The organism is Rahnella sp. PCH160 (genome assembly GCF_047784855.1).
Lineage (GTDB): Bacteria > Pseudomonadota > Gammaproteobacteria > Enterobacterales > Enterobacteriaceae > Rahnella.
Genome location: NZ_JBLOGT010000001.1, coordinates 2,146,354 through 2,172,972, shown reverse-complemented (window position 1 = coordinate 2,172,972; position 26,619 = coordinate 2,146,354). Strand labels below are relative to the sequence as shown.

The following is a 26,619-nucleotide window of genomic DNA, read 5'->3' as shown; positions in this document are numbered from 1 at the left end:
ACACTAACCGGCTGCTTTTGATCAACTCAGACGTTACAATTCTGACCTTTCGTCGCCCCGCATCCGGGACGGCCCTGACCTGTGATCAGACTGAGATTGACTATGTTTACCCCCGATTCTTTTGTTCCGGAACTGCTTTCCCCTGCCGGCTCCCTGAAAAATATGCGTTACGCGTTTGCCTATGGCGCAGATGCCGTATATGCCGGTCAGCCACGTTACAGCCTGCGTGTACGCAATAACGAATTTAACCACCAGAATCTGGAAATCGGCATCCGCGAAGCCCATGCGCTCGGTAAAAAATTCTATGTGGTGGTGAATATCGCGCCGCACAACGCCAAACTGAAAACCTTCATCCGCGATTTACAGCCCGTCATCGAGATGGGGCCGGACGCGCTGATCATGTCCGATCCGGGTCTCATTATGATGGTGCGCGAAGCCTTCCCGCAGATGGATATTCACCTGTCAGTTCAGGCGAATGCGGTAAACTGGGCGACGGTGAAGTTCTGGAAACAAATGGGCCTGACGCGCGTGATTTTGTCCCGCGAACTGTCGCTGGAAGAAATCGCAGAAATCCGCACGCAGGTGCCGGACATGGAAATCGAAATTTTCGTCCACGGCGCATTGTGTATGGCCTATTCCGGCCGCTGCCTGCTGTCCGGTTACATCAACAAACGTGACCCGAATCAGGGAACCTGCACCAACGCCTGCCGCTGGGAATATAAGGTTCAGGAAGGCAAAGAAGACGCTGTCGGCAATATCGTACATCAGTACGAACCGATTCCGGTCCAGCAGGTCGATGCCCCGGAACCCACGCTCGGCATCGGTCAGCCGACGGATAAAGTCTTTATGCTCGAAGAAGCCCTGCGCCCCGGCGAATACATGAGTGCTTTCGAAGACGAACACGGCACTTACATCATGAATTCCAAAGACCTGCGCGCCATCCAGCACGTCGAAGCGCTGACCAAAATGGGCGTGCATTCGCTGAAAATCGAAGGCCGCACCAAGTCCTTCTATTACTGCGCGCGTACCGCACAGGTTTACCGCCGCGCCATCGACGACGCTGTTGCCGGAAAACCTTTCGACCCGACGCTGCTGTCCACCCTCGAAGGGCTGGCGCATCGCGGGTACACCGAAGGTTTCCTGCGCCGCCATACCCATGACGCGCAACAAAACTACGAATACGGTTTTTCCGTCAGTGACCGTCAGCAGTTTGTCGGCGAATTCACCGGCAACCGCGTGGACGGCTGGGCTGAAATCGACGTTAAAAATAAATTCACCGTCGGCGATAGCGTGGAAATGATGACGCCGCAGGGCAATATTCAGTTCAAGCTCGAAGCGCTGCGCAACAAGAAAGGCCAGCCGACGGAAGTCGCGCCGGGTAACGGACATATTGTATACGTCGCCCTGCCAGAAGACATCAGCCTGGAATTTGCCATTCTGCTGCGAAATCTGGAAGAAACCGATACGCGCAATCCGCACATGAAATAAGGCTTTTAGTGAAAACAAGAATCCGGTCACAACTATTTTGAATTAAGTTGGTTAATATGCATTCGCAATTTACTTCGAATGCAAAATAATGCACAGGACTACACTAGGAACCACCTCCTTGGCCAGCTCAATCTCCCTTGAGCTGGCTTTTCTTTTGGTATTCAATCAGTTTACTTTTCCCTGTTATTGAGAAGAATAACGTTCCATTTCCCCTTCAAATTAATAAATTCCCGCTAAACCAATACGCCATTTTTTGAATTAATTTAACCGCAATTATTTAACAGATGATTAAATTATTAAGTGATTAATCCGATAGCCAAATACGACTGTTATCATCTATTGTTAAAGTCTATGAATGATAAGGAGATGATATGACGGATTCGGGCGCTGCACTGCTGATCTTAAACGGAAAAGGGGCAGGGAATGAAGAACTGCGGAAAGCCGTCGGTGCGCTGCGTGAAGAAGGCGTGGAACTCAGCGTGCGCGTCACCTGGGAACACCGCGACGCTGCGCGCTATGTGGCAGAAGCCGTGAAACTGGGCTGCCAAACGGTGATTGCCGGTGGCGGCGATGGCACCATCAACGAAGTCGCAGGTGCGCTGGCACAGTTTGGCGAAAAAGCGCCGGTGCTGGGGATTATTCCGCTGGGCACCGCCAACGATTTCGCGACCGCCTGTAATATTCCGCTCGCGCCGGAACAGGCACTGCAACTGGCGGTAAAAGGCCGCGTGGTCGATATCGATCTGGCGAAAGTGAATGACCAGCACTTCTTCATCAATATGGCGACCGGCGGATTCGGCACCCGGATCACCACCGAAACGCCGGAAAAACTGAAAGCCGCACTCGGCGGCGTTTCCTATTTCATTCACGGACTTTTACGCCTTGATACGCTTAAAGCGGACCGCTGCGAAATCAAGGGGCCGGATTTCATCTGGCAGGGCGACGCGCTGGTCATCGGCATCGGCAACGGGCGTCAGGCTGGCGGCGGGCAGCAAATTTGCCCGGACGCGCTGATTAACGACGGGTTGCTGCAGTTGCGTTTGCTGACCTCCGAAGAGCTGCTTCCCTCTTTCCTGCGCAGCCTGATCAACAACGAAGAGAACAAGAACATCATTTCCGCCAGCCTGCCGTGGCTGGAAATCAACGCGCCGCACGAGATGACGTTTAATCTCGACGGCGAGCCGCTGACCGGAAAACAGTTCCGCATCGAAGTTATCCCCAATGCCATTCAGTGCCGTCTGCCGCCAAACTGCGAGTTACTCGGCTAATTCTCCGCGTTTCCCCCTGCACTGCTTGCTCATTCTCTGTACTGTGACCGGCCTTACAGTACAGAGGGTATTGGCATCTTTTTTTGTGATCCCTTCCGATAAATCCTGATTCACATACTTGTATGGTAGATGCCGGTGACCTAGTTTTATTCTGCCGACGTTGACGGAGTTCTAATTCCAGGGCGTCGGCGGGCATCTCAATAAGCTTGTCTTTTCACGACTCTGACTTATCCGATATATCCAAAATAATACGGAGCACAGGGGTATTATGATTAATCATCATAAAGAAAGACCGATATCACTGAAAAATATGCTGGCCTATGGCGGAGGCGATTTCTTCGGCGGAGGTTGTTTTGCAGTATTAGGTTTATGGATTATGTATTTCTATACCACCTACGCCGGATTAAGCCCGGCGGAGGCTGGCGCGGTTATTGCTTCTGCCCGCCTGCTGGATGCTTTTTTCGATCCGCTGATGGGATACGTGACCGATAATTTTTATCGCCATCCGTGGGGTAAAAAATTTGGCCGTCGCGGGTTCTTCTTCTTACTTGGTGCTCCGCTCATTATGGTGACTTACATTATTATGTGGGTCAGCGGCATGGGTTTCTGGTATTACCTGTTTACGTATATTTTATTCTATGCGGCTTATACGCTGGCGATTGTGCCTTATGAAACGCTGGCGGCGGAAATGACCTCCAGTTTTAAAATGCGCACTAAACTCACCGGTGTCAGGATGTTCTTTTCTACCGGTGCCGCGATATTAGCTGCGTGGCTTCCGGGCCGGATTATTGCCTATCTCGGCGAAGACTCGTCTTCATCATTTCTGATTATGGGGGTGATATTTGGCGTACTGTTCGCCGTGGTGATCCTGCTCCTGTATTTCTACACATGGGAACGCCCGATCCCCGTTGATATAGCCACGCCGAAATTATCTTTCCGCCGCGACATGAAACACCTGTTAAGGTCATTGGTTTCGACCATGAAAGTACGCACATTCAGCCAGCACGTCGGGATGTATCTGGGTGGTTATGTCGCGCTGGATGTTCTCGGTGCCGTGCTTGCGTACTACATTATTTTTGTCCTCGGGCAAAATGCCGTGACGGCGTCCAATGCGATGACGCTCATGACGCTGATTCAGTTTGTCTGCGTGGCCTTATTTATTTTCCTGTGTATGAAGTTAGGTAATGGTTCCGCGTACCGCATCGCGCAATTATTTATGCTGGCAAGTGTCGGGTTATTTTTATCCATTCATCTGTTGCAACTGCCTTTTAATATGGCGCTGATTTACCTCTCCGTTATTTTAATGGGCGTCGGACGTTCCGGCACCAGTTATGTTTGCTGGAATATCTACAGCTTTATTCCTGATGTCGATGAAATGCTGACCGGAAAACGCCGCGAAGGTATTTTCGCGGGCGTGATGACCTTTGTGCGTAAAGCCGTTCAGGCCGTGGCGTTATTTACCGTGGGCCTGTTATTACAACATTACGGATTTACGCCGAAAAGCGCGACGCAACCCGCAGAAGCGGTATACGGAATTACGTTGGTATTTGGCACAGGCTCGGTGGTCTTTCTGCTGATTGGCCTTTACAGCGCCATGAAGTTTCGCCTGACCCGCCATAACCATGCCCTGCTGGTCAATGAAATTGAACGCCTGAAAGCCGGTGGCAGTAAATATGATGTGACGCCGGAAACCCGTTTAATCGCCGAACAACTGACCGGCTGGCCTTACGAAAAATGTTGGGGTGATAATAATATTCTTAGCCAGACAGAAGAAAATTCCCCGCTGACCTCACCTGAACTTTCCACCGGAGCCGACAATGCAAAGAATTGAATTCAGCCTGATGCAACAAACCATCCGGCGCGCCTTGCTCAACGCGGGGCTGGATGAAGAAAGTGCGCGAACCTGTGCGCGGATCCACACCGAATCGAGCTGCGACGGCATTGCTTCGCACGGCCTGAACCGGGTGGCGCGCTTTGTCGATTACGTGCAGAAAGGCTGGATTAATATTCATGCCAAACCTGTACAGGAAAAATCGCTCGGCGCCATCGCCATCTATAACGGCAATCGCGGGATCGGTATCACTAATGCGCTGTTCGCCGTCGAAAAAGCCGCCGAAATGGCAAAAGAATACGGCGTCGGGATTGTCGCCATGAAAAACAGCAGCCACTGGATGCGCGGCGGGAGCTATGGCTGGCACGCCGCCACACGCGGCATGGCGGCCATTTGCTGGACGAACACCGAATCGTGTATGCCTGCGTGGGGTGGCAAAAATACCCGCATCGGCAATAACCCGTTCGTGATGGCGGTGCCCAGAGCCAAAGGCCCGATCGTGCTGGATATGGCGATGTCGCAATATTCCTACGGCAAATTGCAGGTCACACGGCTCAAAAACGAAAAACTGCCGTATCCCGGCGGCTATGACAACCAGGGAAATCTCACCGACGATCCCGGCCCGATTGAGGCTTCCATGCGCATTTTACCCACCGGTTACTGGAAAGGTTCCGGCCTGGCGATTGTGCTCGACGCCATGGCCGCACTGCTCTCCGCCGGTTCACCGACCCATGAAATCGATAAAATTGGCGAAGGAAGCTGCACCGGTGCCAGCCAGATTTTCATGGTCTTCGACCCGGCACAGCTGGGCGGAACCGAATTCACCGAACGCATGGCCGACAGCGTGGCGGATTACGTGAATCAGTCCGAGCCCGCCGAAAACAGCCACGATGTGCGCTATCCCGGCCAGACGGCGGCGTTAAACCGTGAACAAAACCGCCGCCTTGGTATTCCCGTTGATGATGCCGTTTGGGATGAAGTCATGCGGCTGGCGGAATAATTTTTCTCCTGCTCACCCCCTGAAACGCCTGCCTGTTGCAGGCGTTTTCATTTCTGCTCTGGTGACTTTTTCCGCTCAAATCTCCGCTCAAAATGTGATCGTCTCCGGCAAAAACAGATTTACATACTTGTATGGTAGTTAAGATCTGGCGTATTTATAGCCAAAGAAAATGCATCTAACTTTTACTGCAAAAGGTCGTAACCGATGAAAATCGTGAATGCTGAAGTCTTTGTCACTTGTCCGGGTCGCAACTTTGTGACGTTAAAAATCACCACCGACAGCGGGCTGACCGGTATCGGCGATGCCACCCTGAACGGCCGAGAATTACCGGTCGCGTCTTATCTGAAAGACCACGTTTGCCCGCAGCTTATCGGGCGCGACGCGCATCAGATTGAAGACATCTGGCAGTTCTTCTACAAAGGCGCTTACTGGCGTCGCGGCCCGGTCACCATGTCGGCCATTTCTGCGGTCGATATGGCGCTGTGGGATATCAAAGCGAAAGCCGCCAATATGCCTTTGTATCAGTTGCTCGGCGGCGCGTCCCGCACCGGCGTGATGGTTTACTGCCACACCACCGGCCATTCCATCGACGAAGTGCTCGACGATTACGCCAAACACAAAGAGCTGGGCTTCAAGGCGATTCGCGCCCAATGCGGCGTGCCGGGTATGAAAACCACCTACGGCATGGCGAAGGGCAAAGGCCTGGCATATGAACCGGCGACCAAAGGCAACTGGCCGGAAGAACAGCTGTGGTCCACGGAAAAATACCTCGATTTCACGCCAAAACTTTTTGAAGCCGTGCGCAATAAATTCGGTTTTGACGAACATCTGCTGCACGACATGCATCACCGCCTGACGCCTATCGAAGCCGCGCGGTTTGGCAAAAGCATCGAAGAATATCGCCTGTTCTGGATGGAAGACCCGACGCCTGCCGAGAATCAGGAATGTTTCCGCCTGATCCGCCAGCACACGGTCACACCAATCGCCGTGGGCGAAGTCTTCAACAGTATCTGGGATTGCAAACAGCTTATTGAAGAACAGCTGATCGACTATATCCGCACCACGCTGACCCACGCGGGCGGCATCACAGGGATGCGCCGCATCGCCGATTTCGCGTCGCTTTACCAGGTTCGTACCGGTTCGCACGGCCCGTCAGATCTCTCTCCAGTCTGCATGGCAGCTGCCCTGCACTTCGATCTGTGGGTGCCGAACTTTGGCGTGCAGGAATACATGGGCTATTCCGAACAGATGCTGGAAGTGTTCCCGCATAACTGGACCTTCGATAACGGCTATATGCACCCCGGCGAAAAACCCGGGCTCGGCATTGAGTTTGACGAAAAACTCGCCGCGAAATATCCGTACGAACCGGCTTATCTGCCGGTGGCCCGTCTTGAAGACGGCACTTTGTGGAACTGGTGAGGGAACGAAAAATGAACAGCGTCGTTATACAAGAACCGGGAAAATTAGTCATCGAGCAACGTGCTTTACCGGTACCTGCCGCCGGCGAGGTACGAGTTCGGGTGAGTTACGCGGGCATCTGCGGCTCCGATGTGCACATTTATCATGGCCACAATCCGTTTGCGAAGTACCCGCGCGTCATCGGCCATGAGTTCTTCGGCCACATCGACAGCGTCGGCGAAGGTGTTGATACCGCGCGCATTGGCGAACGTGTGGTGATCGACCCGGTGGTGAGCTGCGGACATTGCTATCCGTGCTCCGTCGGGCGGCCCAATGTCTGTAACGAGTTACAGGTGATCGGCGTTCACCGCGACGGCGGTTTCAGCGATTACGCCTGCGCCCCGGCGAAAAATGCCTATAAAGTCCCGGCGTCCATCCCTGACAAACTCGCCAGCATGGTCGAACCTTTCACGATTGCGGCAAATATCACGGCCTTTCTGAAACCAACACAGCAAGATACCGCGCTGGTGTACGGCGCGGGTCCGATGGGGCTGACGGTAATTCAGGTGCTCAAAGGCGTTTATGGCGTTAAAAACGTGATCGTGGCTGACCGCATTGAAGAACGCCTGAATATGGCGCTGGAAAGCGGGGCAGACTGGACGATTAATAACAGCGAACGCAGCGTGGCTGACGTGCTGTCCGCTGAAGGCGTGCGCCCGACGATTATCGTTGATGCCGCCTGTCATCCGGCGATTTTGCAGGAAGCCATTTTGCTGGCTTCACCGGCAGCGCGTATCGGCATGATGGGCTTCTCGGGCGAACCGAGTACCCTCACGCAGCAAAGTATTACCAGTAAAGAAATTTCACTGTTCTCTTCGCGCCTGAACAGCCACCGTTTTCCGCAGGTGATTGAATGGATAGAACTCGGAAAAATCTCGCCTGAAAAACTGGTGACGCACTGGATGCCTGCCAGCGATGTCGAAGCCGCACTGACGCTGTTTGAAAAGGATCAGCGATCCTGCTGCAAAGTTCTGCTGACGTTCTGATTAACTTTAATTTTATGGAAATTCAGGGAGGACGGGCAACCCCCGCCTTCCTGCTGTCTGTACCTGAGATTCATCCTACAAATAACGCAACACTATTATAAAACAACACCCAGTGGAGCTGCTTACTATGTTTAAGAACCTACGTTGGATCATCGTATTCCTGTTGTTTATGGTTTACATGATCAACTATCTCGACCGTGTCGCGCTGTCTATTACGGTTCCGATGATAGAAAAAGAACTGACCATTAATCCTGAGCAGTTCGGGATAATATTCGGCAGTTTCTTCTTTGGTTATGCCATATTCAATTTCATTGGCGGTCTGGCTGTCGATAAATTCGGGCCAACGGTCGTGATGGGATTAGCCGTCGGGCTGTGGTCTCTATTTTGCGGCATGACCGCCATCGCCACCGGCTTTTATTCCATGTTAATTTTACGGGTATTATTCGGCATGGCAGAAGGCCCGATATGTGCTTCCGCCAATAAGATGATTAACGGCTGGTTCCCGAAGAAAAAAGCAGCCACTGCGATGGGTCTGCTCAGCGCCGGTTCGCCCCTCGGCGGCGCGGTTGCCGGGCCGATCGTCGGCTATCTGGCGCTGTCTTTTGGCTGGCGTCCGGCCTTTATGGTGATAGCCGCCATCGGGATTGTCTGGATGGCTATCTGGTTCTTTATCGTTGCGGATAATCCGCTGAAAAGTAAACGCGTCTCGCCGGAAGAATTACGTTTAGTCGATGAGATGAAAAATGAAAATATCAGCGAAGAAGACGATCTGGCACAAGCGGCGCATGGTCTGGGATATTATTTACGTCAGCCGATTATTCTGGTCACCGCATTTGCCTTCTTCTGCTACAACTATATTTTGTTCTTCTTCCTCAGCTGGTTCCCGTCTTATCTGGTTCAGGCACACGGTCTGAATATCAAAGAAATGAGCCTGACCACGGTTATTCCCTGGATTGTTGGATTCGTCGGTCTGGCGCTGGGCGGTTATATCTCTGATAAGATTTTCAATATTACCGGCCGCTTATTGTTGTCTCGCAAAATTATTCTGGTCTTCAGCCTGTCAGCCGCCGCCATTTGCGTTGCGCTGGCCGGTATCGTCACCAGCGTCGTTCCGGCTGTGGTGCTGATGTCTGTTTCTATTTTCTTCCTGTATACCACCGGCGCAATTTACTGGGCGATTATTCAGGACGTCGTGCATAAATCCCGCGTCGGCGGCACCAGCGGATTTATCCATCTGATCGGCAGCGTGTCGGGCATCGTCGGGCCCGTCGTCACGGGCTACATTGTGCAAAACACCGGTCATTTTGACAGCGCATTTATTCTTGCAGGCGGCGTCGCCGCACTCGGCGCGATTCTAGTGTTCTTTGTGATTAAAGCCCCGAAGCATTCAGCCGAGGCAACACTGTCTCATAGCTAATCATCCCAAAAAGAATAGAAAACCCGGCGTGATGTGGCCGGGTTTTCTTATTCTGCTGTCACTTGCCATCGGTTAAATTTCGTCAACCCAGACGCGCATCTCCCCTTCCCCACGGTTAGCCCAGCTAAAGTACGGCACAAACGTCATGGTCTGCGGCACAACTTCTTCAACAGGCGGATTAAAACGGTAAAGTGGCTGCTGCTCAGCATGATTTGATGTGCGTCGCTCGCCTTGCGTTTGCAAAAGCGTTTTACCGGCAAATAATCCGCTGCCTGCAATCAGACGGAATGGCGCATCCTGCGGCAAACGGATGTTATGCAATTCGCTGCCGTTGTCGGCCTGTTCTAGGCAATACACCAGCGGCCCGCGTTGAATTGCAACCTTCCCGGCGACATGCCGCAGCAGCGCATTGCCTTTCACCCGCGTGACCGGCATCGGCAACGTCATCTCAATGCGATCCCCTTTTTGCCATTCCTGCGTCAGACGCAGATATCCGCGCGATGTCAGTGCGGCAACATCCAGCGGTTTACCATTGAGCATCACCTGCGGGCTGGCGCACCAATCGGGTAAACGCAGCGCCAGCGTGGCATCGAGCGGTTCGCCGGTATCTACTTCAATCAGTACATTCTCCGCCCACGGATAGCCGCCGGATTGTTTCAGGCGCAGCGGCTTGCCGCCGATCGTGGCCTCGACATCGCTGCCGATGTACAGATTGATATCCACGCCGTCCGGCCGCTGGGTATAAATATAATGGCCAAGGGACGCCAGCAGCCGCGCGATATTGGGCGGGCAACAGGCGCAGCCAAACCAGCGCTGACGGACCGGTTTTACATGGTCGTAGATGTGGTTGTGCGGGATACTTTTCGGGTGGACCTCCAGCGGATTAACGTAGAAGAAATGTTTGCCGTCGAGCGCCATGCCGGCCAGCACCGTATTGTAAAGCGCGCGCTCCATCACATCGCCGTAACGGCTGTCGGCATCGAGCTGCAACATGCGGTTGGCAAACATCATCAGACCAATCGACGCGCAGGTTTCGGTATAGGCCGTATCGTTAGGCAAATCATAATCCGACGAAAATGCCTCGCCGCTGCTTTGCGAACCGATGGAACCGGTGATGTACATTTGCCGCTGTGTCATGTTTTCCCATAAGCGCTGACACACTTCACGTTTTTCCTGATCCTGACTCAGCCTCGCCAGATGCGCGACGCCAGCGTACAGATACACAAACCGCACGGCATGCCCGATAGCCGTGGTCTGCAACGCGACCGGCAGATGCGCCTGGCTGTAGGCTTTATCCTTCACCATCCACGCAGGACCGTAGGTATTCCAGTGCGACGTCTTCCCACGCTTTTCATACTCGATATCGTAGAAATGGGGTTGCGCACCACGCTGCTCAACAAAATAACGCGTGAGTTCGAGATAGCGCGTTTCGCCGGTTTCTTCGTATAAGCGCATCAGTGCCAGCTCAATTTCCGGATGACCGGGATAGCCATGCAATTGCCTGTCACCCGGCCCGAAAACGTCACCGATATGGTCGGCAAGCTTACATACGATTTCCAGCAAACGCGTTTTTCCGGTGGCCTGCGCGTAGGCGACGCCTGCCTCAATCAGATGCCCGGCGCAGTAAAGCTCGTGGCATTCAGCCAGATTTTTCCAGCGCTGCAGCGGCTCTTTGACCGTGAAATAGGTATTCAGATAGCCGTCCGGCTGCTGCACGGCGCCGACCAGTTCGATGACGCGGTCAGCGGTTTCTTCCAGCGCAGGATCCGGCGTTTTCGCCAGCAAATACCCCACCGCTTCCAGCCATTTGGCGACATCACTGTCCTGAAAAACCATCCCGTAAAACTCACCGTCGCTCTGCCCCGCCGCGATACGGAAGTTTTCAATGGCGTGACTCGGCTCCGCATCCTCCACTTCATCGTTCAGCGCTTTCCACTGATACGGCACGACCACATCTTTCACCAGACGCTGATATTCCAGCCAGAACGCATCGGAAATATTCACCTTGTGCAAAGGCACTTCTAAAGAATCAACCGGAGAAAAAGACATATAACCTCCTGAACCGTAATCGTTATTTAAATTTTGTCTGCCAGCTCACGCGACATGCGCGTCAGCAACGTATTGTTGAGCTTGCAGAAAATCAGAGTCCCCGCCAGCAGCAGATGCATCACTGCAGGCAGCAGCGTTTCAAGAAGCGTGACCCCGCCGAGCGAGGCTGCGGTCTGGTGATCTGCACCGGCCTGATAAGAAACCAGAATGAAGACCACGCTGATGATCCCGGCGCTGGATGCCCAGGCCAGTTTGATGAAAAACAGATTGAAGGCGAAGTTCATGCCGGAGGAACGGATGCCGTTTTTCCAGTGGCCGTAGTCGTCGGCGAACGCCATCAGAGAAAAGTGCAGCGGCAGCGTAAAACCAAGAATGACGCAATGGACGAAAATAATACCCAGCCAGAGCGTCTGCCACTGCTCGCCCACCGGCACGAACCATAACAGCAGGGAAAACACCGCCAGCACCAGATTGGTCAGCATGTAGAGGCGCACGCTGTCGATGAATTTTGTCAGCTGATTGACGATCACCGCCCCGAGAATCGATGCCAGCGTCACCATGCCGAAGAACATCGAGGCGTAACCCGCGCCGCCTTTCAGCACATAGGTGATGAAATACAGGTAGCCGCCACCGCGCAGGTTAAACACGTTGATCAGCAGGAAAGACATCAGCAACACCAGCAAAAGCTGGTCATTTTTCAGCATTCCGCGAATGTGCTCACGAACGCTGAACTGCCCGAGCAGCGCCAGCGGCAGGCGTTCCCGCACGGCAAAGAAGCACCACAGGAACATCACCACGGCAATCGCGCAAAGTAAGCCGACGCCCTGCTGATAACCTGCCGCCGCATTACCTTTTCCCAGCACCTGCACCAGCCACGGCAACCCGACCGACACCAGAAAACCGGCCACACCGCACAGTACAAAACGCCAGGACTGACAGGACATCACCTCGCGGTGATCCGTCGTCATGGTGTTGATCAGCGCGCAATACGGCACATTGATCGCGGTGTAAGAAATGGACAGCAGGAAATAGGTGAAAAACGCGTAGGCAATTTTGGCATCACCACTGAAGCCCGGCACCGTAAATGTCATAAAACCGACCACGCCGATCGGCAGCGCAATCCACAGCTGCCACGGGCGAAAACGGCCCCAACGGCTTTGCGTCCGGTCGGCCAGAATGCCCATCAGCGGATCGGAAACCGCATCAATGACGCGCAGTGAAATGAACAACGTGCCGACAATAGCAGGCGTCAGTCCGAAAACATCTGTATAGAAAAAGGTTAAAAAGCTGGTGATCAGACAGGTAATTATCGTGCCTCCGGCATCTCCTAACCCGTAGCCAATTTTCTCACTGACCGAAAGTTTGGCGTTTGCAGACACAATTGCGTCTGTGCCTCTTACCGGCGATGAACCGGTATTTATAGAATCAGTTGGCATTATATTTTCCTCGCTTTTATATTGTTATTTATAAGCAACAGGAACGTGTTAAATAAGGCTAATTTGAAATATCAGCCCGGCGATAAATAAGGCACACCATCAATCTGGCACAGGGTTCTCACGCCAACAAGAGGAGGATAAAGTAGTTAAACGGGACAATTCCGACTCACGGAGTAAATCTGTGAAGCAGATCAAAACCTCCAGTCTGATCGCTGACCGAGGGCAGTCACTGTGCTAACGTCAGGCTTTTCCTGCCTGATGAGTGCCTGAAATGCTTTCATTTTCTGTAAATTATCCGGTTAAAGTGCAGAACGGCGGTTTTTTTATTTCCCGTGGAATGGGGACACATCCGACCCGACGTCTCAGTTCGCATGAGCTTATTTATGTCGTGCGCGGCACACTTTCGCTTCAGGAAGAAAATACCCGTTTTGATTTACATTCAGGGGAAAGTTTACTGTTATTTCCCGGCCGGGAGCATAAAGGCATTACCACATTTGACCCTGAGTTAAAGTTTTATTGGCTGCACTTTGATATTGTGAAAAATACGACAGTAATGACATCACAGCAAATAAATCCCTCTTTACAGCTGGATATTCCACAACACTGCAAGGTCAGGGACAACGAAACATTGTTAACCCTGTTCAGATTATTTTTATATGAGCAGGAATGCGGCGGAAATTCGCTGGAGCTGTTCCTGATTTTGTTGTTGCAGGAAGTCTCCCGCGCCTGGCCTGAAAATGTAGAACCCGGCGGGCCGGGTGTCGCGCTGGCGTACAAAGCGCGTGAACTGATGACCACACAATATCATCTGCCACTGGGTGCCTCTGAGCTGGCTGACAGATTGCACTGCAACGCTGATTATCTCGGGCGGGTTTTCCGGATGACGTTTCAGATGACGCTGACAGATGCCTTGCATAAACAGCGGGTTGCGGCGGCCGAAAAACTGTTGCTGACCAATACCGGCAATGTGGCGGATGTTGCCCGACAGACCGGCTTTAACGATGTGGCCTATTTTCGTCGGGTTTTCCGCAAACTGCTGGGCATCACACCGGCGGCCTATAAAAAACGCTATTGCCGCGAGCATATTAATTCCCAATAATTTGATAAAACCTTGCGCTAACAATCTCAAAATCCTGAGAAAACTCATGTTAGTATTATCTTCTCCTGATTCTGAAGACAAATTTAGCCCATGACAGACTCCTTTGAATTTCTCAGTAATGTGCCGGTAAATCAGCAGATTTACCGCACTTTGCGTCAGGACATTGTCACCTGTGCCATCGCACCGGGGGCGTTCCTGTCGGAGAAAGAAATTTCCACGCGTTTTAATGTTTCACGCCAGCCGGTTCGCGAAGCCTTTATTAAACTGGCCGAAGCCGGGCTGGTCCAGGTTCTGCCTCAGCGCGGCACGTACGTGATGAAAATTTCTTCCAAACGGGTGGCCGACGGCCGTTTTATTCGCGAAGCCGTTGAGACCGCTGTGGTCCGCCGCGCCGCTATGGTGGCGACGGATAAAGATCTCGCGCTGCTCGAACACAATCTGGAACGCCAGACGCTGGCGGCAAAAAGCCAGCAAACCCAGGAATTTCTTTTGCTCGACGATGAATTTCACCGCACCATCGCGCAGATTATTGACTGCCGCCTGGCGTGGGAAACCGTCGAACATATCAAAGCCACGATGGATCGCGTGCGGTTTCTGACGCTCAGCAAAGTGTCGCCGCCGGAAAATCTCATCGCGCAGCACTACGCCATTTTCGACGGACTGAAAGCGCATGATCCGGACGCGGCCGAAAAAGCCATCCGCATTCATCTGCAGGAAATGATTTCCACCATCACGCCTATTGCTGAGCAAAACAGCGACTGGTTTGATGCAGAATAAATCTGTCAGAACAAGTTTCCCCGCGCTTTAATTTAGTGCACAAGCGCGGGAACCAAAGCTAATCAGGGGAGTTTGGTCCAGTCCTTCGGGGGATGGTAGAAAGCTTCAGGTGGACCAAATACTTCGAGATCTTCTTCGAGGCCATCCGGAAACCGTTCATTAAACGCAACGACAAATGCAGCGATTTTATCAACCAACAGAAGTTGGCTTGGCGTCAACTGACTTAACTTTTCCATCTGTAACACTCCAGTAGGAATAATTGTTATAAATTAATAATCGTTAATTTTAAACATCCTGGATATTACTAAGACGTTCTATTAATTAACTTCGAATTTATATATTCACTGAGTAAATAGTAGTTTGACTCGCACTCCATTTTTCCTGTGACGTGCATTAATGGGGCTTCAGACATATAAAAACTCATTACAGCCTCGTTGACAATATCTTTGATAAAAAATTTTGATTTTTCTTTTTTTATAAATTTATTTTCATCGAGTTTTCCGGCGTAGATCACCGTGATACATAGACTAAAGCACAGCATTCTCCCTTTCAAAGGATGCTCTGGAGTCTTACGGTAAAAGTTCTCAATCGCATTGATTTCAAGATTATTTTCTGCAAACCAGCAGGATTTCAGCAGGAAAGCCGCCCGCTCCTGTGGCGGATTTTTAAGACAAAACACGTAAGCGGTTTGCTCAACTCCAGACTCTGCGGGTTTGTTTTACGAAATTCATTAAATAACCATTTCCAGTTAAGCTGATGCTTTTCCGGTTGCAGTAAATTACGTCTCGCCTTGCGCTGTTGCCAGATAATATCACTGCGGCGAATGCGTCTTATAATAAGCGGGGTCTTTAATTTATCAAAGACGGCATTCATGATGAGAACCGTCTCATTAATTACCGTTTCATGTAACGTCAAATATTTCATTCTGTGTATCGCTCCCTGATTTCAATGAGCAAGAGAATAATCCTGACAAAATGAATAACAACGCAGCACGTGCATTTTTACGAGACGCCTCGGGAAATTTCGTCATCAGGGTTAGCGCGATCCGAAAAAGATGCCCGTTTTGCGGGGTAGCCCCAAAATTTGTATGACAACTTGGTGTAAGCTGTAAACCACACCAATATCGTGGATACTTTTATGCCTGCTGCAGCCCCCCTGAAAAAAAGCTATTACAGTGCCGATCGGTCACTGTCCCTGTCTCAGCTCGATATGGAGATCATCACTCAGATAGTGCGCGATCTGGACGTGGCTGAAAGCGAAAAAGAGCATTACGTCACGGGCTGGATGGGTCAGAACAGTGTGGTGCTGGTGAGGAATTATCAGGATAAACGTGGCACGTCCAACGGTATTGTTATGTCGCGCGGCAATCGCTACAAACTGACCATTCAGGCTATTACTTTTCGTATTCCTAAATTTCTTCTGTGGATTACCTTCCGCCGTAAGCCCCGCACCATGACCGTTATCGCTTATAACAAGCTGGGTGAACAGGCAACCGGCCTGCAACAGTTTATGCATATTCAGGAACCTGAGCTGAAAGAACAGCTGGAAAGCGACTGGCGTGAACTGAACGATTATCTCGGCATGGCCTGCTGGCAGATGGAGAATAACCAGCCGCTGTGGCGTCAGTTGCATGAAGAAATTACGGCACAGTCACTGCTGATGCAGGCAGAGTCAACGTGGTTCAGCGGTAAGAAGCTACAAAAAGACGGAGAATGCGAAGGCTTATGGCTGAATGAGCAGTTTATTGGCCGCCGCACCGGCGAGCAGGCTGCGCTGTTGCTGTCTTGGAAGGATGATGAAAATCAGGATATTGCCAGTTACCGGTTTGAACGGGTTTCAGCGGATAAAATTCGTGTGATGCTGCGCCCGCGCAAGGAAGAGAAGTTCTACCCGCTGAACCCGTTTGACGCCGTACATCTGCAACAGGCGCTGACGATGTTTCATCGGGCAGAAGAGGCGCTGAGCGAAACCCAGCGCCGCGCCTGACAGGTTTTACCACCAGCGGTGGAAATGATGCACCGGCCCGATGCCGTGACCGACTTCCAGTGAGTCGGCCTGCATCAGTGCCTGTTGCAAATAGTCTTTGGCTTCCCGCACGGTATCCGCCCAGTTATTGTGACGCGGACGCAATGCCGCCAGCGCCGCCGACAGCGTACAACCGGTGCCGTGCGTATGCCGGGTATTCACCCGCGGCGCAGTAAAACGCTCGCGTGAATCCGCCAAAAACAGCCAGTCCGGGCTTTCTTCATCACTCAGATGACCGCCCTTCATCAGCACCGCCCCGCATCCCATTGCCAGTAACGCTTCACCCTGTTCGCGCATTTCCGTTTCATTCACCGCCACCGGACATTCCAGCAAAGCAGCCGCTTCCGGCAGATTTGGGGTGATAATTGAAACCTGCGGGATGAGCAGACGTCGCACGGCATCGACGGCTTCCGGCAACAGCAGCGGATCGCCACTTTTGGCCAGCATCACGGTATCAAGCACCACAAACGGCGGCTGATAATACTTCAGCCTTTCTGCCACCGCGTCGACAATCTGGCTGTTCGACAGCATGCCAATTTTTGTGCTGTCGATTCGCACGTCACTGAACACGGAATCCAGCTGCGCGGCCACAAAATCCGGCCCGATGTTGTAAACAGACTGCACGCCAAGAGTGTTTTGCGCCACCAGCGCGGTGATCACGCTGGTGCCATACGCACCCAGCGCCGAGAAGGTTTTCAGATCTGCCTGGATCCCCGCGCCACCACTCGGGTCGGTGCCTGCGATGGTCAGTGCATTAATTCTTTTCATCACACGTTTTCCCCGGTCAGCCACTCTTCGCGCATTAAAAACAGGTTATCGAGAAACTCCGGCGTGAAACTGCCGGGCCCGTTTACTACAGCGCAGGCACGTTCTCCTGCGCAGGACATCACGCGACATGCCGCAGCAACGTTATCCAGACGCTCGCCGGGCAACGCCACAAATGCGGCAACGACGGCGGATAACGAACAGCCCGTGCCGACGATGCGGGTCATCATGGCGTGCCCGCCTGTCACCGAACAGCTATGCTCGCCGTCTGTGACGTAATCCGTTTCACCTGTAACAGCCACTACCGCCCCGGTTTCACGCGCCAGTTGTTGCGCGGCGGGTAATGCAGACAGGGAATCATCACCGCTGTCTACACCACGCCCGGACGCAGTCAGGCCACTGAGCGCGCGGATTTCAGAGGCGTTTCCGCGAATGGCGGCCGGGGTGAGGTTGATAAGTTCGAGGCAAAACTCAGTGCGCCAGCTCAGGCCGCCGACAGCGACCGGATCCAGCACCCAGGGTTTTCCGGCCTGATTGGCCGCGTGAATAGCGGCCAGCATCGCATCAGCATGAGGACGGGTCAGCGTGCCGACGTTAATCAGTAAGGCATCGGCAACTGCGCTGAATTGCGCAGCTTCGGCGGGATCAATCACCATCGCCGGTGAAGCGCCGAGCGCCAGCAGGACATTCGCCGTAAAAGATTGCACCACGTCGTTGGTCAGGCAATGAACCAGCGGCGCAGAGGCACGAAGTTGTTGCAAAGAAGCGGCGGCTAATGCGCCAGAAAAAACGGAAGGTCGGGTGTTCATGGTTCTCCCCACCGGCGCTGAAGAAGGCGGTATCGGGAGAGATACCTGACTTCCCTACGCTGGCATAATCCAGATCAGGTAATACGGGTAAAATCTCAGCCTTTCTTTTGCAAGAGCGGCACCCCGAGTCATTAGTAAATATATATTCTTTCATCAGCTTACGGGAAGTGGCTTGTTGACACAAGCTGAACTCATTCCGGTGTCGGTGCGTAGAAACAGGGTATTAATTAAATCGGAAACCCCTCACGGAATACTAACAATCTTTAACACAACCTTTTCATTATACCGACACTCAGCGTGGAACTATATTTTTTGGTTTAAGTCTACCTAACGGTAACTTTCATTATCTCTCTGTTACAGATTTCGTAATAGAATACCCGCATGATGAGAGTCGGAGATGAAATTGTAATCATGATGACAGTGTGTTTAATGAGGAAAGAAATGAAAATACTAATAATAAGACGGGAAAACATTGGTGATCTTATCCTGACGACCCCGCTTATTTCTATGCTGGCGAAAAATCATCATGTCGATATGCTGGTGAATTCTTACAACAAACAGGTTCTCGAAGGTAATCCCGGCGTCAGTAAAGTTCATCATTATACAAAACTACACCACGAAAATTCATACACTAAAAAGATAAAAGCCATTTTACGCCGTATTACTACCACCTTGACTATCTGGCGAGAAGGTTATGATGTTGCCATCGTGGCGGGGAACTGGAATAAAAGACCTTTGCAATGGGCGAGATTATCACGGGCCAAACGAATTATCGCCATAGGAAGTGATGCGCCAGACTCTGTCACCGATAAAATACCTTATATGAAAGATGGAATGCATATGGTCGAACAGATGGCTCAACTCGCCAGGCCTTTAAATTGTCATACCAAACCGGGGAAACTGGATTTATGGTTGACTAAATCTGAAATAGAATTCGCAGCTCACAAAATAAAAAACACTTACAATTTCCCGTTATATGGTTTACAGATCAGTTCCCGAAAAGAAAAACAACGTTGGTCTGTTGAAAATTATATTGAAATCGCTCACAGGTTGGCGCGTGATGAACCTTGCAAAATTATTCTTTTCTGGTCTCCCGGCTCAGCAGATAATCAGCGTCACCCCGGGGATGACGAGAAAGCGAAGTACATTATCAATGCCTGCAAAGATATTATTATGGTCCCGTTCAATACCGTGAATCTTCGTGAACTCATGGCCGGGATGTCTCTGTGCAATCAGATTATTACCAGCGATGGCGGCGCATTGCACATTGCTGCGGGCGTGGGAAAACCGGTTGTTGCGCTTTTTGGCAACAGCGATCCGCTGGTCTGGGGGCCATGGAAAGTGCCGTACAGAATCATTACTTCTGCAGACGAAGATGTTGCGCATATTTCAACCGATGAGGTTTATGACAATTTTATGGCATTGAGAAATGAAGTACTTATTAAAAATACCTAAATGTAACATTTAGCCTAAAGCCATTTTTATAATTTAATGACAATACAGACTCCATTATTGCTTTACAGATAATCTGGACATAAATGAATGCATTTAAGATAAAGTTAATAAAAAAATACAGCATACATACTCTTTTTTAACGGGAAGAGAAAACCACTCGTTGAAAGGGGAAAGTATTCAATATGTTGATTTCTGTTATTGCAGGTAATAATCCCGCTCAATAAATGTACCAATCACTTTATCGTGCATTTCTGTGGATTTCAAATGCCCCAAAGTCTTCCGAAAGCATGATTGATCCATACAAGCAATTGGATGCAGGTTCATTCAATGAGTAAAGTTCTCGAATTAGTAGGGGATAGTGGTATCAGGATGAAAATATTAGCTTTAAAGCTTTGCCAGAAATGCGGCATCAAACGAAGTTACATTGACCGCCTGTTCTATATCGATAATGGACTATGCGACGATTGCTATTTTAAGTTAGTGAAGGCTGTGCGAGAACGCCACCACTAACACCAGGTGTTTAATGTCACCGGGTTAAACCGTCGGTGCTACAGATTAGCCGCCACTACAGCCGGTTTACCACCACGAGGATAGCAATGACATCCGGGACGCTTTGCAACCAGCATCAGCGTCCTCATTACCTGACGGACACGGTATCGGCCAACGTTAAAACTCTGTTCACGCAACTCCATACACATGCGCCGCCTGAAATATGTAGCATTCATCTCGGCATGAATATGTTTAGCCGCCGCATGAAACATCAGTACATTTCCTCCGAGAGCTGGCTGCCCCGTGCGTAAAATACACTGCGCATGAGCGGCAGGCAGCACATACCTGCTGGATGTTTTCCCCGGCCTTCTTCAGCTTCACCGCGACTTTTTGTCGTTGTTCATTTCCATGGCGAAGAAGGCTGAAGCCTTTTCTAACAGGTCATTGTCGCTTTTCAACTGACCAACCTGCTTTTAAAGCTCCTGTATTCGTCGTTGTTCAGACGTAATAGCGGTGGCGATGAGAGTGTCTCCCCTGACTTCTCCGCAATATTAGCGTAACCAGCGCTGTAATGTTAAAAGGTCAATATTCATCGTTTCAGCAGCCTGGGTTACCCGATACTTGTGCTGCAGAACCAAATTGACACATTCCTGCTCTGCAGCGGGCACCCCGAGTCAAGGACGCATTTTTGGGGCGGGATTAAGAAGGTCGATCAGTAAACCACCATGAATTTAAAAAAAACGGGAGAACCAATGGTGAACAGTTAGTTTGCTATGGACTATAGCACCAGTAAAACCATAAACTGAAAATAGATACGGTGGTCATGACAGTGTTACCCTGTGGGATGTGGAATATAGCCCGTATGGTTCATGGGTAGCAGTAAGTTTGGGATAAATGATGTGATTGAAGTGGTCGTAAAAAACGATCAAGTGAAATTATCTTTTCTTTATGTCAAAACCGAATGTCAGAAAGGCGTTATAAACTTTACAGTGCCGCACGATCGCCAGCATTAACCACATCCGGGGAGATCTTTCACAAAAAGTCTACCTCAGGCCGCGCCAAAGGCAGTCTGTAGGTAGTCGAGTAAGGTAAGTTAACATCCCTTTTGAACTGAAATGGAGTTTTTTTTGAAATTAATCATTCAGATACCCTGTTATAACGAAGGTGAAACATTAGCGATCGCACTGAGTGCCCTACCTCGCCACGTTGCCGGTTTCGACTGTGTTGAATGGCTGATTATTGATGACGGAAGCCAGGATAATACGGTAGAGGTAGCCAAATCTCACGGTGTTGACCATATTGTAAGACACACGACTAATAAGGGATTGGCTCATGCATTCATGACAGGTATCGATGCCTGCCTAAGATTCGGCGCTGATGTCATCGTTAATACCGACGCTGATAATCAATATCATGCCGGGGATATCCCGAAGCTTGTTGACCCTATCTTAAAAAATAATGCTGAATTTGTGATCGGTGCACGCCCAATACACACAATCGAGCATTTCTCCGCGCTTAAAAAATTATTACAAAACATTGGAAGTTTAGTCGTAAGGCTAGCCAGTAATACTAACATCCCTGATGCCCCAAGTGGGTTTAGAGCCATTAGTCGCGAAACTGCTCAAAAGCTAATTGTTTTTAACGATTATACTTATACTCTTGAGACGATCATTCAAGCAGGCCAAAAAAACATTTTAATTACGTCGGTTCCGATACGCGTTAATGAAGATCTTCGCCCGTCCCGTTTAGTAAAAAGCATCCCTTCATATATTAAGAGAAGTATCATTACCATAGTGAGAATTTTTGTTATTTACAGACCCTTCCGTTTTTTTGCGACAATAGGTACGATACTTTTCACATTTGGATTTTTGATAGGCCTTCGTTTTTTGTTTAAACACTTTTCGGGAGAAGGCTCAGGGAATATACAATCACTTATTCTTGCATCAGTTCTGCTGGGCATGGGATTCCAAACAATTCTGATTGCATTTGTTGCAGATTTATTGTCTGCAAATAGAAAATTACTAGAAGATTTGCGTTTCAAAACAGCACAATTGCAAAAAACAGAGCATCCGGTAAAAAAAATTAAAAATGAAACAGAGACTCACTGACACACTCTCACTTTCGCTTAGGAAAAAAATGAATATAAAAATCGCAGCTGGTAAGACAGAAAATGGCATTGTAGTAGGAAACTCTTTTGATAAATATGCGTCGAAAAACCCTGTTGTACGTTGGATGATGAACGGTTTCGAATCCTCACTCTCAGGCTTAGTAGCTAAAGCTTCTCCGAAAACAATTCATGAAATAGGATGTGGAGAAGGCTACTGGGTTATCCGCTGGAAATTGCAGGGTATTGAGGCAAGAGGCTGTGATTTCTCCTCCAAAGTCATTGACATGGCCATTGAGAACGCAAATCATTCAAAAATATCACCTGATGTCTTCAAAACAAGAAGTATTTATGATTTAAGCCAGGATACTGATTCGGCAGATCTAATTGTTTGCTGTGAGGTGCTTGAACACCTTGAGGACCCTGAAGCAGGCCTGAAGGCCCTTCAGAAAGTAGCCAGTAATTATGTCATCCTGAGTGTACCAAGAGAGCCTTTATGGCGAGCACTCAATCTGGCTCGAGGAAAATATATACGAGATCTTGGCAATACTCCGGGTCATCTTCAACATTGGTCTAAAAGAAGCTTTATTAGTTTAGTCGGAGAATATTTTGATATCATTGAAATAAAAACCCCCTTACCTTGGACAATGATTTTATGCCGTCCACAAAAAAAATGAATAAGACGAATATCAGTAAACTTTTACATTTCATCGGTAGTGGGCTCGCTATTATAGGTGTGTTTTTTATCATTAGCCGCTTGCATGGCTACTGGAAAGGATCACATTTTGATGTCATGAATACGTCCGGATGGGTATTTATTACACTATTGTCTTTTTTCTATGGTGGAATGAATTTGTTACTTGCTTTTGCTTGGAAAAAAATACTGGAGCATTGTAATACTCAGGTAAGTTTAAATTGGGCTGTGAAAACATATGGCATATCACAGCTTGCTAAATATGTTCCTGGAAATATTTTTCATATTGCAGGCCGACAGGCTTTAGCAATGGCGGACGGTTTCTCTTCTAAAGAAATACTTAAGTCTAATATTTATGAGTTGATTTTGATATCTGTGGCAGGATCGACATCATTTTTTTTGATAATTTCAATAATATTCCCGCTGTTAACGCCAGCACTATCAATAATAGCATTCCTATCCAGCATACTAATAATTTACTGGGTATTGAGTAAGTTTTTAAGTAAAGCAATATCGACTGCCTTCATCACTCAGATTGTATTTTTAATTTTTTCAGCTTTAGTTTTCACTATTATCCTGGCGTTTATAATTCACAAACAAACCATAAATTATGAAATTTTAATCTGCATTGTCGGTGCTTACACTGTCGCATGGTTAGCGGGTTTAATTACCCCGGAGCGCCAGCAGGTGTTGGAATACGTGAGTTAGTCATTGTTTTCTTTTTGAAGGATTATTTCCCAGAATCGGAGTTACTTTTAAGTGTTGTACTTGGGCGTATTGTTACCGTAATAGGTGATGTCATTTTCTATAGCTATGCTTATTTTTATTCAAAAAAATATATCAAAGAGACTATCAAATGAAAATACTTAACGAAAACAAGTATTTCGCAGGTATTATTGTTTTTTACTTTATTCTTTGCGTCGGATATTATCTTGGCAGTGACTTGGGATTATTCCCAGATGAGAACCCCCACCTCGGTTATGTTTTAGATGTAGCAAAGTATGGATTTCCAGATTATGCGACAGGAATGATCTATGATGCACACAAGCTAAACAGCCTTGAACACCCAGCGCTCTATTATATGTTAGTTGGAGGAGTAAAAAAAATAGCACTAACCTTTAATCTTGATTTATATAAGTCGCTACGCTTTGTAAACATTTTCATTTCGACCCTCACAATCGCTACAATTTATCTAAGTCTAAAGGAATTTGGCGTCAAAAAAATCCAGATTGCACTGTCTTTATTAATTTTACTGAGCATTCCAATGTTCATTTTATTAAGTGCATCTATCAATAATGATCCTTTAAATTTTTTAGGTTGTGCATTAATATTTCTTGGGCTTGCCAAATACTATAATAATGCACAATTAGATAAAGTAGTTTTATACTTTATACTTGGTGGAATTATAGTATCTCTTACAAAGGCAACCGGAGCATTATCTGTTATTTGTATAATTTTTACATTTGTAATAATTGAAAACAACCGCCTGAAAATTAAACTTCCAGAAATATCATTTAAATACATGGCCTTAATAGCCTTATCCCTTATTCTGATAATAACATACTATTTATTCACTTTTATAAAATTCGGAAAAATGTTCCCAGCGCCACAAGGTGACCCCAGCGACTGGTATAAATTGGCTAATCCAAATGCACATCGTTTTACTGTAAGTGAACAACTTATTGCATTCTACCAGTCTAATTTATTAACATTAATCACACCCTATGGGCATAAGACATTTTATGATCTGGAGATAAGGGAAAACCTACTTAAATTACTGTTTTTTCTCTTTTCATTCATAACGGTGTTATTTACATTAAAAAATATAAAAAATCGTTCAAACTCTAATGAAGCGCGATTCAACTTTGTGTGTGTTTTTTCGTTCCTGATTTTCATGTTTTTTTACTTTATCACGATTCATAAAATGAACTTAAAAACTGGTTACCCAGGAGCAATGCAAGCACGTTATTTCTTCGGTTTCCTCCCTGCGTTCATCATTATATCTGCGTTAAACTACCAAAAAATTCGCATTAAAATATTAAAAGCAACACTGATTTTTCTGATTTTTTTAACCAGCATGCTATCTATTTATCCAGCTTATCAGCCAATAGCTTCGGTTCTACTCTCACCTTCTTATGGTCAGATATGGAGTGACACAGTCGTTGGTGAATTAACGAAAGACAGGGCCTTCGAACAAACCTTCACTTCCCAATATAACAACCTGGGTAAAGTTGACCTTTATATGGCGACATATTCAAGAATAAACTCAGGTGTTGTTATCCTGGAGGTGGAAGATGGATTCGGGAGGATAAGAGGCTCCAGCACTCTCAATCTAGCAGACATAAGAGACAACTCTTGGACAACATTTGATTTTGGTAATATCCCTCTGATCAAGGGGGAAAAGTACAAATTCAGACTTACTTCTCAAAGCAGCACATCTGGAAATGCTATCACGTGGTATGCCTGTTCAGGAAAATATCAATTCCCCATGTTTGCTGGGACACCTTTTGGCCCAAGTGAGAAAATATCGGATCGATATACAGGCGGTCAGAGCTATATTGATGGAAAAAAAGTCGACACTATCTTTACATTTAAAATTTACGGCGAGAATTGGCTAGCAACTCACAAAAATAATATCCTAAATTAAAAATACAACTCATAGTCTGCCTGAAAGATTAATGTTAAAAAACTGCAGGACGTCGTTGGTCGAATAATTGACCTACGACGCTCCCTGCGCTGGCATAATCCAGATCAGGTAATACGGGTAGAATCTCCGCCCTGCTCTGCAGCAGCTTCTCCCAATTCATGAGTAAATACAATTAAGTAGGACAGATTTAGAAATGTTGAAATGTTGAAATGTCAATTTTTTGTTGATTTAAAGAGTGGCACATCGAAAACCAAATTGAACTCCTGCGAAGTCGCTGGCAGAATCAGGCGATGAAGTGAACGTATCAAAAACACTGTCTCTCCTATTTTCAAAGGAATCCACTCTTTGCCATCAGCCCTAAACATCCGTCCTTACGAGGAAGCCGATCGTCCTTTTTTACGCACGCTGTATCTGGCCTCGCGCAAACAGACCTGGACGTGGCTGGAAGACGATTTTCAGCTCGAAGATTTTGACCGTGCCGTGATAGGCGAAAAAATACTGGTCGCCGAACGTGACGGGCATCTGCTGGGTTTTGCTTCAATATTTACGCAGGAAAACTTTCTGCACAATCTGTTCATTGATCCGCAATATCAGGGCACCGGCGCGGGCAGCGCGTTGCTGCACGCCAGCGAAAAGATGTTTACCCGAACAGGCTCGCTGAAATGTTTAGTTAAGAGTAAAAATTCCGTCGGCTTCTATCTATCAAAGGGCTGGAAAATTATGGCCACTGGCGATAGCCCGAAAGGAGAATACTATTTATTTCATTCACCAAGTAAATAATTGAAAGGCGAACAATTAGCACGCGTGAGTAATTTTTCACGT

Annotated in this window: 23 protein-coding genes, 1 pseudogene and 1 riboswitch; of the genes and pseudogenes, 16 read left to right on the top strand and 8 right to left on the bottom strand. The window is 48.6% G+C overall.

What is annotated here, in order from left to right:
* Positions 1 to 102 precede the first annotated feature (102 nt).
* From trhP to ACM5QY_RS10120, 7 genes are all read left to right on the top strand, one after another.
* Complete coding sequence (trhP, locus tag ACM5QY_RS10150) at positions 103 to 1,488, top strand: prephenate-dependent tRNA uridine(34) hydroxylase TrhP (protein ID WP_416120518.1); 1,386 nt, start codon at positions 103 to 105, stop codon at positions 1,486 to 1,488.
* 371 nt (positions 1,489 to 1,859) lie between these two features.
* Positions 1,860 to 2,756: a lipid kinase YegS gene (yegS, locus tag ACM5QY_RS10145; protein ID WP_416120517.1), complete on the top strand. Its 897-nt coding sequence runs from the start codon at positions 1,860 to 1,862 to the stop codon at positions 2,754 to 2,756.
* A gap of 268 nt (positions 2,757 to 3,024) precedes the next feature.
* The gene (locus tag ACM5QY_RS10140) at positions 3,025 to 4,587 is read left to right on the top strand and encodes an MFS transporter (protein ID WP_416120516.1); all 1,563 of its coding nucleotides are present in this window, start codon (positions 3,025 to 3,027) and stop codon (positions 4,585 to 4,587) included.
* Positions 4,574 to 5,587, top strand: a complete 1,014-nt coding sequence (gene yiaK / locus ACM5QY_RS10135) for a 3-dehydro-L-gulonate 2-dehydrogenase (protein ID WP_416120515.1) — start codon at positions 4,574 to 4,576, stop codon at positions 5,585 to 5,587. Before ACM5QY_RS10140 ends, yiaK begins: the two co-directional genes overlap by 14 nt.
* Before the next feature lie 204 nt (positions 5,588 to 5,791).
* Positions 5,792 to 7,006, top strand: a complete 1,215-nt coding sequence (rspA, locus tag ACM5QY_RS10130) for a starvation-sensing protein RspA (RefSeq protein WP_152324540.1) — start codon at positions 5,792 to 5,794, stop codon at positions 7,004 to 7,006.
* An 11-nt stretch (positions 7,007 to 7,017) separates the two neighbouring features.
* Positions 7,018 to 8,031 carry a Zn-dependent oxidoreductase gene (locus ACM5QY_RS10125; RefSeq protein ID WP_416120514.1) on the top strand — a complete coding sequence of 338 codons (1,014 nt, stop codon included), beginning with the start codon at positions 7,018 to 7,020 and terminating at the stop codon, positions 8,029 to 8,031.
* Positions 8,032 to 8,158: 127 nt separating this feature from the next.
* Positions 8,159 to 9,448, top strand: coding sequence for an MFS transporter (locus ACM5QY_RS10120; protein ID WP_416120513.1), 1,290 nt, complete (start codon positions 8,159 to 8,161; stop codon positions 9,446 to 9,448).
* Positions 9,449 to 9,520: 72 nt separating this feature from the next.
* Here ACM5QY_RS10120 and ACM5QY_RS10115 read toward each other — a convergent pair whose 3' ends face one another.
* Both ACM5QY_RS10115 and ACM5QY_RS10110 read right to left on the bottom strand, forming a co-directional pair.
* Positions 9,521 to 11,497 carry a glycoside hydrolase family 127 protein gene (locus ACM5QY_RS10115; RefSeq protein WP_416120512.1) on the bottom strand — a complete coding sequence of 659 codons (1,977 nt, stop codon included), beginning with the start codon at positions 11,495 to 11,497 and terminating at the stop codon, positions 9,521 to 9,523.
* A gap of 26 nt (positions 11,498 to 11,523) precedes the next feature.
* Positions 11,524 to 12,933: an MFS transporter gene (locus tag ACM5QY_RS10110; protein ID WP_416120511.1), complete on the bottom strand. Its 1,410-nt coding sequence runs from the start codon at positions 12,931 to 12,933 to the stop codon at positions 11,524 to 11,526.
* A 271-nt stretch (positions 12,934 to 13,204) separates the two neighbouring features.
* Between ACM5QY_RS10110 and ACM5QY_RS10105 the strand changes: the two genes are divergently transcribed.
* Positions 13,205 to 14,032 carry a helix-turn-helix domain-containing protein gene (locus ACM5QY_RS10105; protein WP_416120510.1) on the top strand — a complete coding sequence of 276 codons (828 nt, stop codon included), beginning with the start codon at positions 13,205 to 13,207 and terminating at the stop codon, positions 14,030 to 14,032.
* 90 nt (positions 14,033 to 14,122) lie between these two features.
* Entirely contained in the window at positions 14,123 to 14,809 is a 687-nt protein-coding gene (locus ACM5QY_RS10100) for a GntR family transcriptional regulator (protein ID WP_013574394.1), read from the top strand.
* Between the two features lie 62 nt (positions 14,810 to 14,871).
* On the opposite strand, the gene ACM5QY_RS10095 is transcribed toward ACM5QY_RS10100, so the two are convergent.
* Entirely contained in the window at positions 14,872 to 15,045 is a 174-nt protein-coding gene (locus ACM5QY_RS10095) for a hypothetical protein (protein ID WP_416120509.1), read from the bottom strand.
* A 394-nt stretch (positions 15,046 to 15,439) separates the two neighbouring features.
* Positions 15,440 to 15,733 (bottom strand): hypothetical protein, encoded by a 294-nt coding sequence (locus tag ACM5QY_RS10090; RefSeq protein ID WP_416120508.1) that lies wholly within the window; start codon positions 15,731 to 15,733, stop codon positions 15,440 to 15,442.
* Positions 15,734 to 15,946: 213 nt separating this feature from the next.
* Here ACM5QY_RS10090 and ACM5QY_RS10085 point away from each other — a divergent pair, with 213 nt between their 5' ends.
* Positions 15,947 to 16,795, top strand: coding sequence for a hypothetical protein (locus ACM5QY_RS10085; RefSeq protein WP_416120507.1), 849 nt, complete (start codon positions 15,947 to 15,949; stop codon positions 16,793 to 16,795).
* Positions 16,796 to 16,801: 6 nt separating this feature from the next.
* On the opposite strand, the gene thiD is transcribed toward ACM5QY_RS10085, so the two are convergent.
* Together thiD and thiM are read right to left on the bottom strand one after the other, a co-directional pair.
* Positions 16,802 to 17,602, bottom strand: coding sequence for a bifunctional hydroxymethylpyrimidine kinase/phosphomethylpyrimidine kinase (gene thiD / locus ACM5QY_RS10080; protein WP_416120506.1), 801 nt, complete (start codon positions 17,600 to 17,602; stop codon positions 16,802 to 16,804).
* Entirely contained in the window at positions 17,602 to 18,408 is an 807-nt protein-coding gene (gene thiM / locus ACM5QY_RS10075) for a hydroxyethylthiazole kinase (RefSeq protein WP_416120505.1), read from the bottom strand. The genes thiD and thiM overlap by 1 nt, the downstream gene beginning before the upstream one ends.
* A gap of 34 nt (positions 18,409 to 18,442) precedes the next feature.
* Positions 18,443 to 18,544: riboswitch (TPP riboswitch) on the bottom strand.
* A 305-nt stretch (positions 18,545 to 18,849) separates the two neighbouring features.
* On the opposite strand from thiM, the gene ACM5QY_RS10070 reads away from it, so the two are divergent.
* Positions 18,850 to 19,863 (top strand): glycosyltransferase family 9 protein, encoded by a 1,014-nt coding sequence (locus tag ACM5QY_RS10070; RefSeq protein ID WP_416120504.1) that lies wholly within the window; start codon positions 18,850 to 18,852, stop codon positions 19,861 to 19,863.
* Between the two features lie 195 nt (positions 19,864 to 20,058).
* On the opposite strand, the pseudogene ACM5QY_RS10065 reads toward ACM5QY_RS10070, so the two are convergent.
* Together ACM5QY_RS10065 and ACM5QY_RS10060 are read right to left on the bottom strand one after the other, a co-directional pair.
* Positions 20,059 to 20,145: pseudogene (locus tag ACM5QY_RS10065) on the bottom strand (IS1 family transposase); the annotation flags it as partial.
* A 266-nt stretch (positions 20,146 to 20,411) separates the two neighbouring features.
* Positions 20,412 to 20,624 carry an IS3 family transposase gene (locus ACM5QY_RS10060; RefSeq protein ID WP_416120503.1) on the bottom strand — a complete coding sequence of 71 codons (213 nt, stop codon included), beginning with the start codon at positions 20,622 to 20,624 and terminating at the stop codon, positions 20,412 to 20,414.
* An 855-nt stretch (positions 20,625 to 21,479) separates the two neighbouring features.
* Between ACM5QY_RS10060 and ACM5QY_RS10055 the strand changes: the two genes are divergently transcribed.
* The 5 genes from ACM5QY_RS10055 (at position 21,480) to ACM5QY_RS10035 (ending at position 26,577) form a co-directional block, all read left to right on the top strand.
* Complete coding sequence (locus tag ACM5QY_RS10055) at positions 21,480 to 22,460, top strand: glycosyltransferase family 2 protein (RefSeq protein WP_416120502.1); 981 nt, start codon at positions 21,480 to 21,482, stop codon at positions 22,458 to 22,460.
* A 28-nt stretch (positions 22,461 to 22,488) separates the two neighbouring features.
* Positions 22,489 to 23,133, top strand: coding sequence for a class I SAM-dependent methyltransferase (locus tag ACM5QY_RS10050; protein WP_416120501.1), 645 nt, complete (start codon positions 22,489 to 22,491; stop codon positions 23,131 to 23,133).
* Between the two features lie 116 nt (positions 23,134 to 23,249).
* Positions 23,250 to 23,858, top strand: a complete 609-nt coding sequence (locus tag ACM5QY_RS10045; RefSeq protein ID WP_416120500.1) for a hypothetical protein — start codon at positions 23,250 to 23,252, stop codon at positions 23,856 to 23,858.
* A 148-nt stretch (positions 23,859 to 24,006) separates the two neighbouring features.
* Positions 24,007 to 25,797: a hypothetical protein gene (locus tag ACM5QY_RS10040; protein WP_416120499.1), complete on the top strand. Its 1,791-nt coding sequence runs from the start codon at positions 24,007 to 24,009 to the stop codon at positions 25,795 to 25,797.
* Between the two features lie 345 nt (positions 25,798 to 26,142).
* A complete protein-coding gene (locus ACM5QY_RS10035) occupies positions 26,143 to 26,577 on the top strand; it encodes a GNAT family N-acetyltransferase (protein WP_416120498.1) in 435 nt (144 codons plus the stop codon).
* Positions 26,578 to 26,619 lie beyond the last annotated feature (42 nt).

Coding starts and splice junctions, on each gene's coding strand:
- trhP (WP_416120518.1), top strand. CDS start 103: ATGTTTACCCCCGATTCTTTTGTTCCGGAACTGCTTTCCCCTGCCGGC.
- yegS (WP_416120517.1), top strand. CDS start 1,860: ATGACGGATTCGGGCGCTGCACTGCTGATCTTAAACGGAAAAGGGGCA.
- ACM5QY_RS10140 (WP_416120516.1), top strand. CDS start 3,025: ATGATTAATCATCATAAAGAAAGACCGATATCACTGAAAAATATGCTG.
- yiaK (WP_416120515.1), top strand. CDS start 4,574: ATGCAAAGAATTGAATTCAGCCTGATGCAACAAACCATCCGGCGCGCC.
- rspA (WP_152324540.1), top strand. CDS start 5,792: ATGAAAATCGTGAATGCTGAAGTCTTTGTCACTTGTCCGGGTCGCAAC.
- ACM5QY_RS10125 (WP_416120514.1), top strand. CDS start 7,018: ATGAACAGCGTCGTTATACAAGAACCGGGAAAATTAGTCATCGAGCAA.
- ACM5QY_RS10120 (WP_416120513.1), top strand. CDS start 8,159: ATGTTTAAGAACCTACGTTGGATCATCGTATTCCTGTTGTTTATGGTT.
- ACM5QY_RS10115 (WP_416120512.1), bottom strand. CDS start 11,497: ATGTCTTTTTCTCCGGTTGATTCTTTAGAAGTGCCTTTGCACAAGGTG.
- ACM5QY_RS10110 (WP_416120511.1), bottom strand. CDS start 12,933: ATGCCAACTGATTCTATAAATACCGGTTCATCGCCGGTAAGAGGCACA.
- ACM5QY_RS10105 (WP_416120510.1), top strand. CDS start 13,205: ATGCTTTCATTTTCTGTAAATTATCCGGTTAAAGTGCAGAACGGCGGT.
- ACM5QY_RS10100 (WP_013574394.1), top strand. CDS start 14,123: ATGACAGACTCCTTTGAATTTCTCAGTAATGTGCCGGTAAATCAGCAG.
- ACM5QY_RS10095 (WP_416120509.1), bottom strand. CDS start 15,045: ATGGAAAAGTTAAGTCAGTTGACGCCAAGCCAACTTCTGTTGGTTGAT.
- ACM5QY_RS10090 (WP_416120508.1), bottom strand. CDS start 15,733: ATGAAATATTTGACGTTACATGAAACGGTAATTAATGAGACGGTTCTC.
- ACM5QY_RS10085 (WP_416120507.1), top strand. CDS start 15,947: ATGCCTGCTGCAGCCCCCCTGAAAAAAAGCTATTACAGTGCCGATCGG.
- thiD (WP_416120506.1), bottom strand. CDS start 17,602: ATGAAAAGAATTAATGCACTGACCATCGCAGGCACCGACCCGAGTGGT.
- thiM (WP_416120505.1), bottom strand. CDS start 18,408: ATGAACACCCGACCTTCCGTTTTTTCTGGCGCATTAGCCGCCGCTTCT.
- ACM5QY_RS10070 (WP_416120504.1), top strand. CDS start 18,850: ATGAAAATACTAATAATAAGACGGGAAAACATTGGTGATCTTATCCTG.
- ACM5QY_RS10060 (WP_416120503.1), bottom strand. CDS start 20,624: ATGTTTCATGCGGCGGCTAAACATATTCATGCCGAGATGAATGCTACA.
- ACM5QY_RS10050 (WP_416120501.1), top strand. CDS start 22,489: ATGAATATAAAAATCGCAGCTGGTAAGACAGAAAATGGCATTGTAGTA.
- ACM5QY_RS10045 (WP_416120500.1), top strand. CDS start 23,250: ATGAATACGTCCGGATGGGTATTTATTACACTATTGTCTTTTTTCTAT.
- ACM5QY_RS10040 (WP_416120499.1), top strand. CDS start 24,007: ATGAAAATACTTAACGAAAACAAGTATTTCGCAGGTATTATTGTTTTT.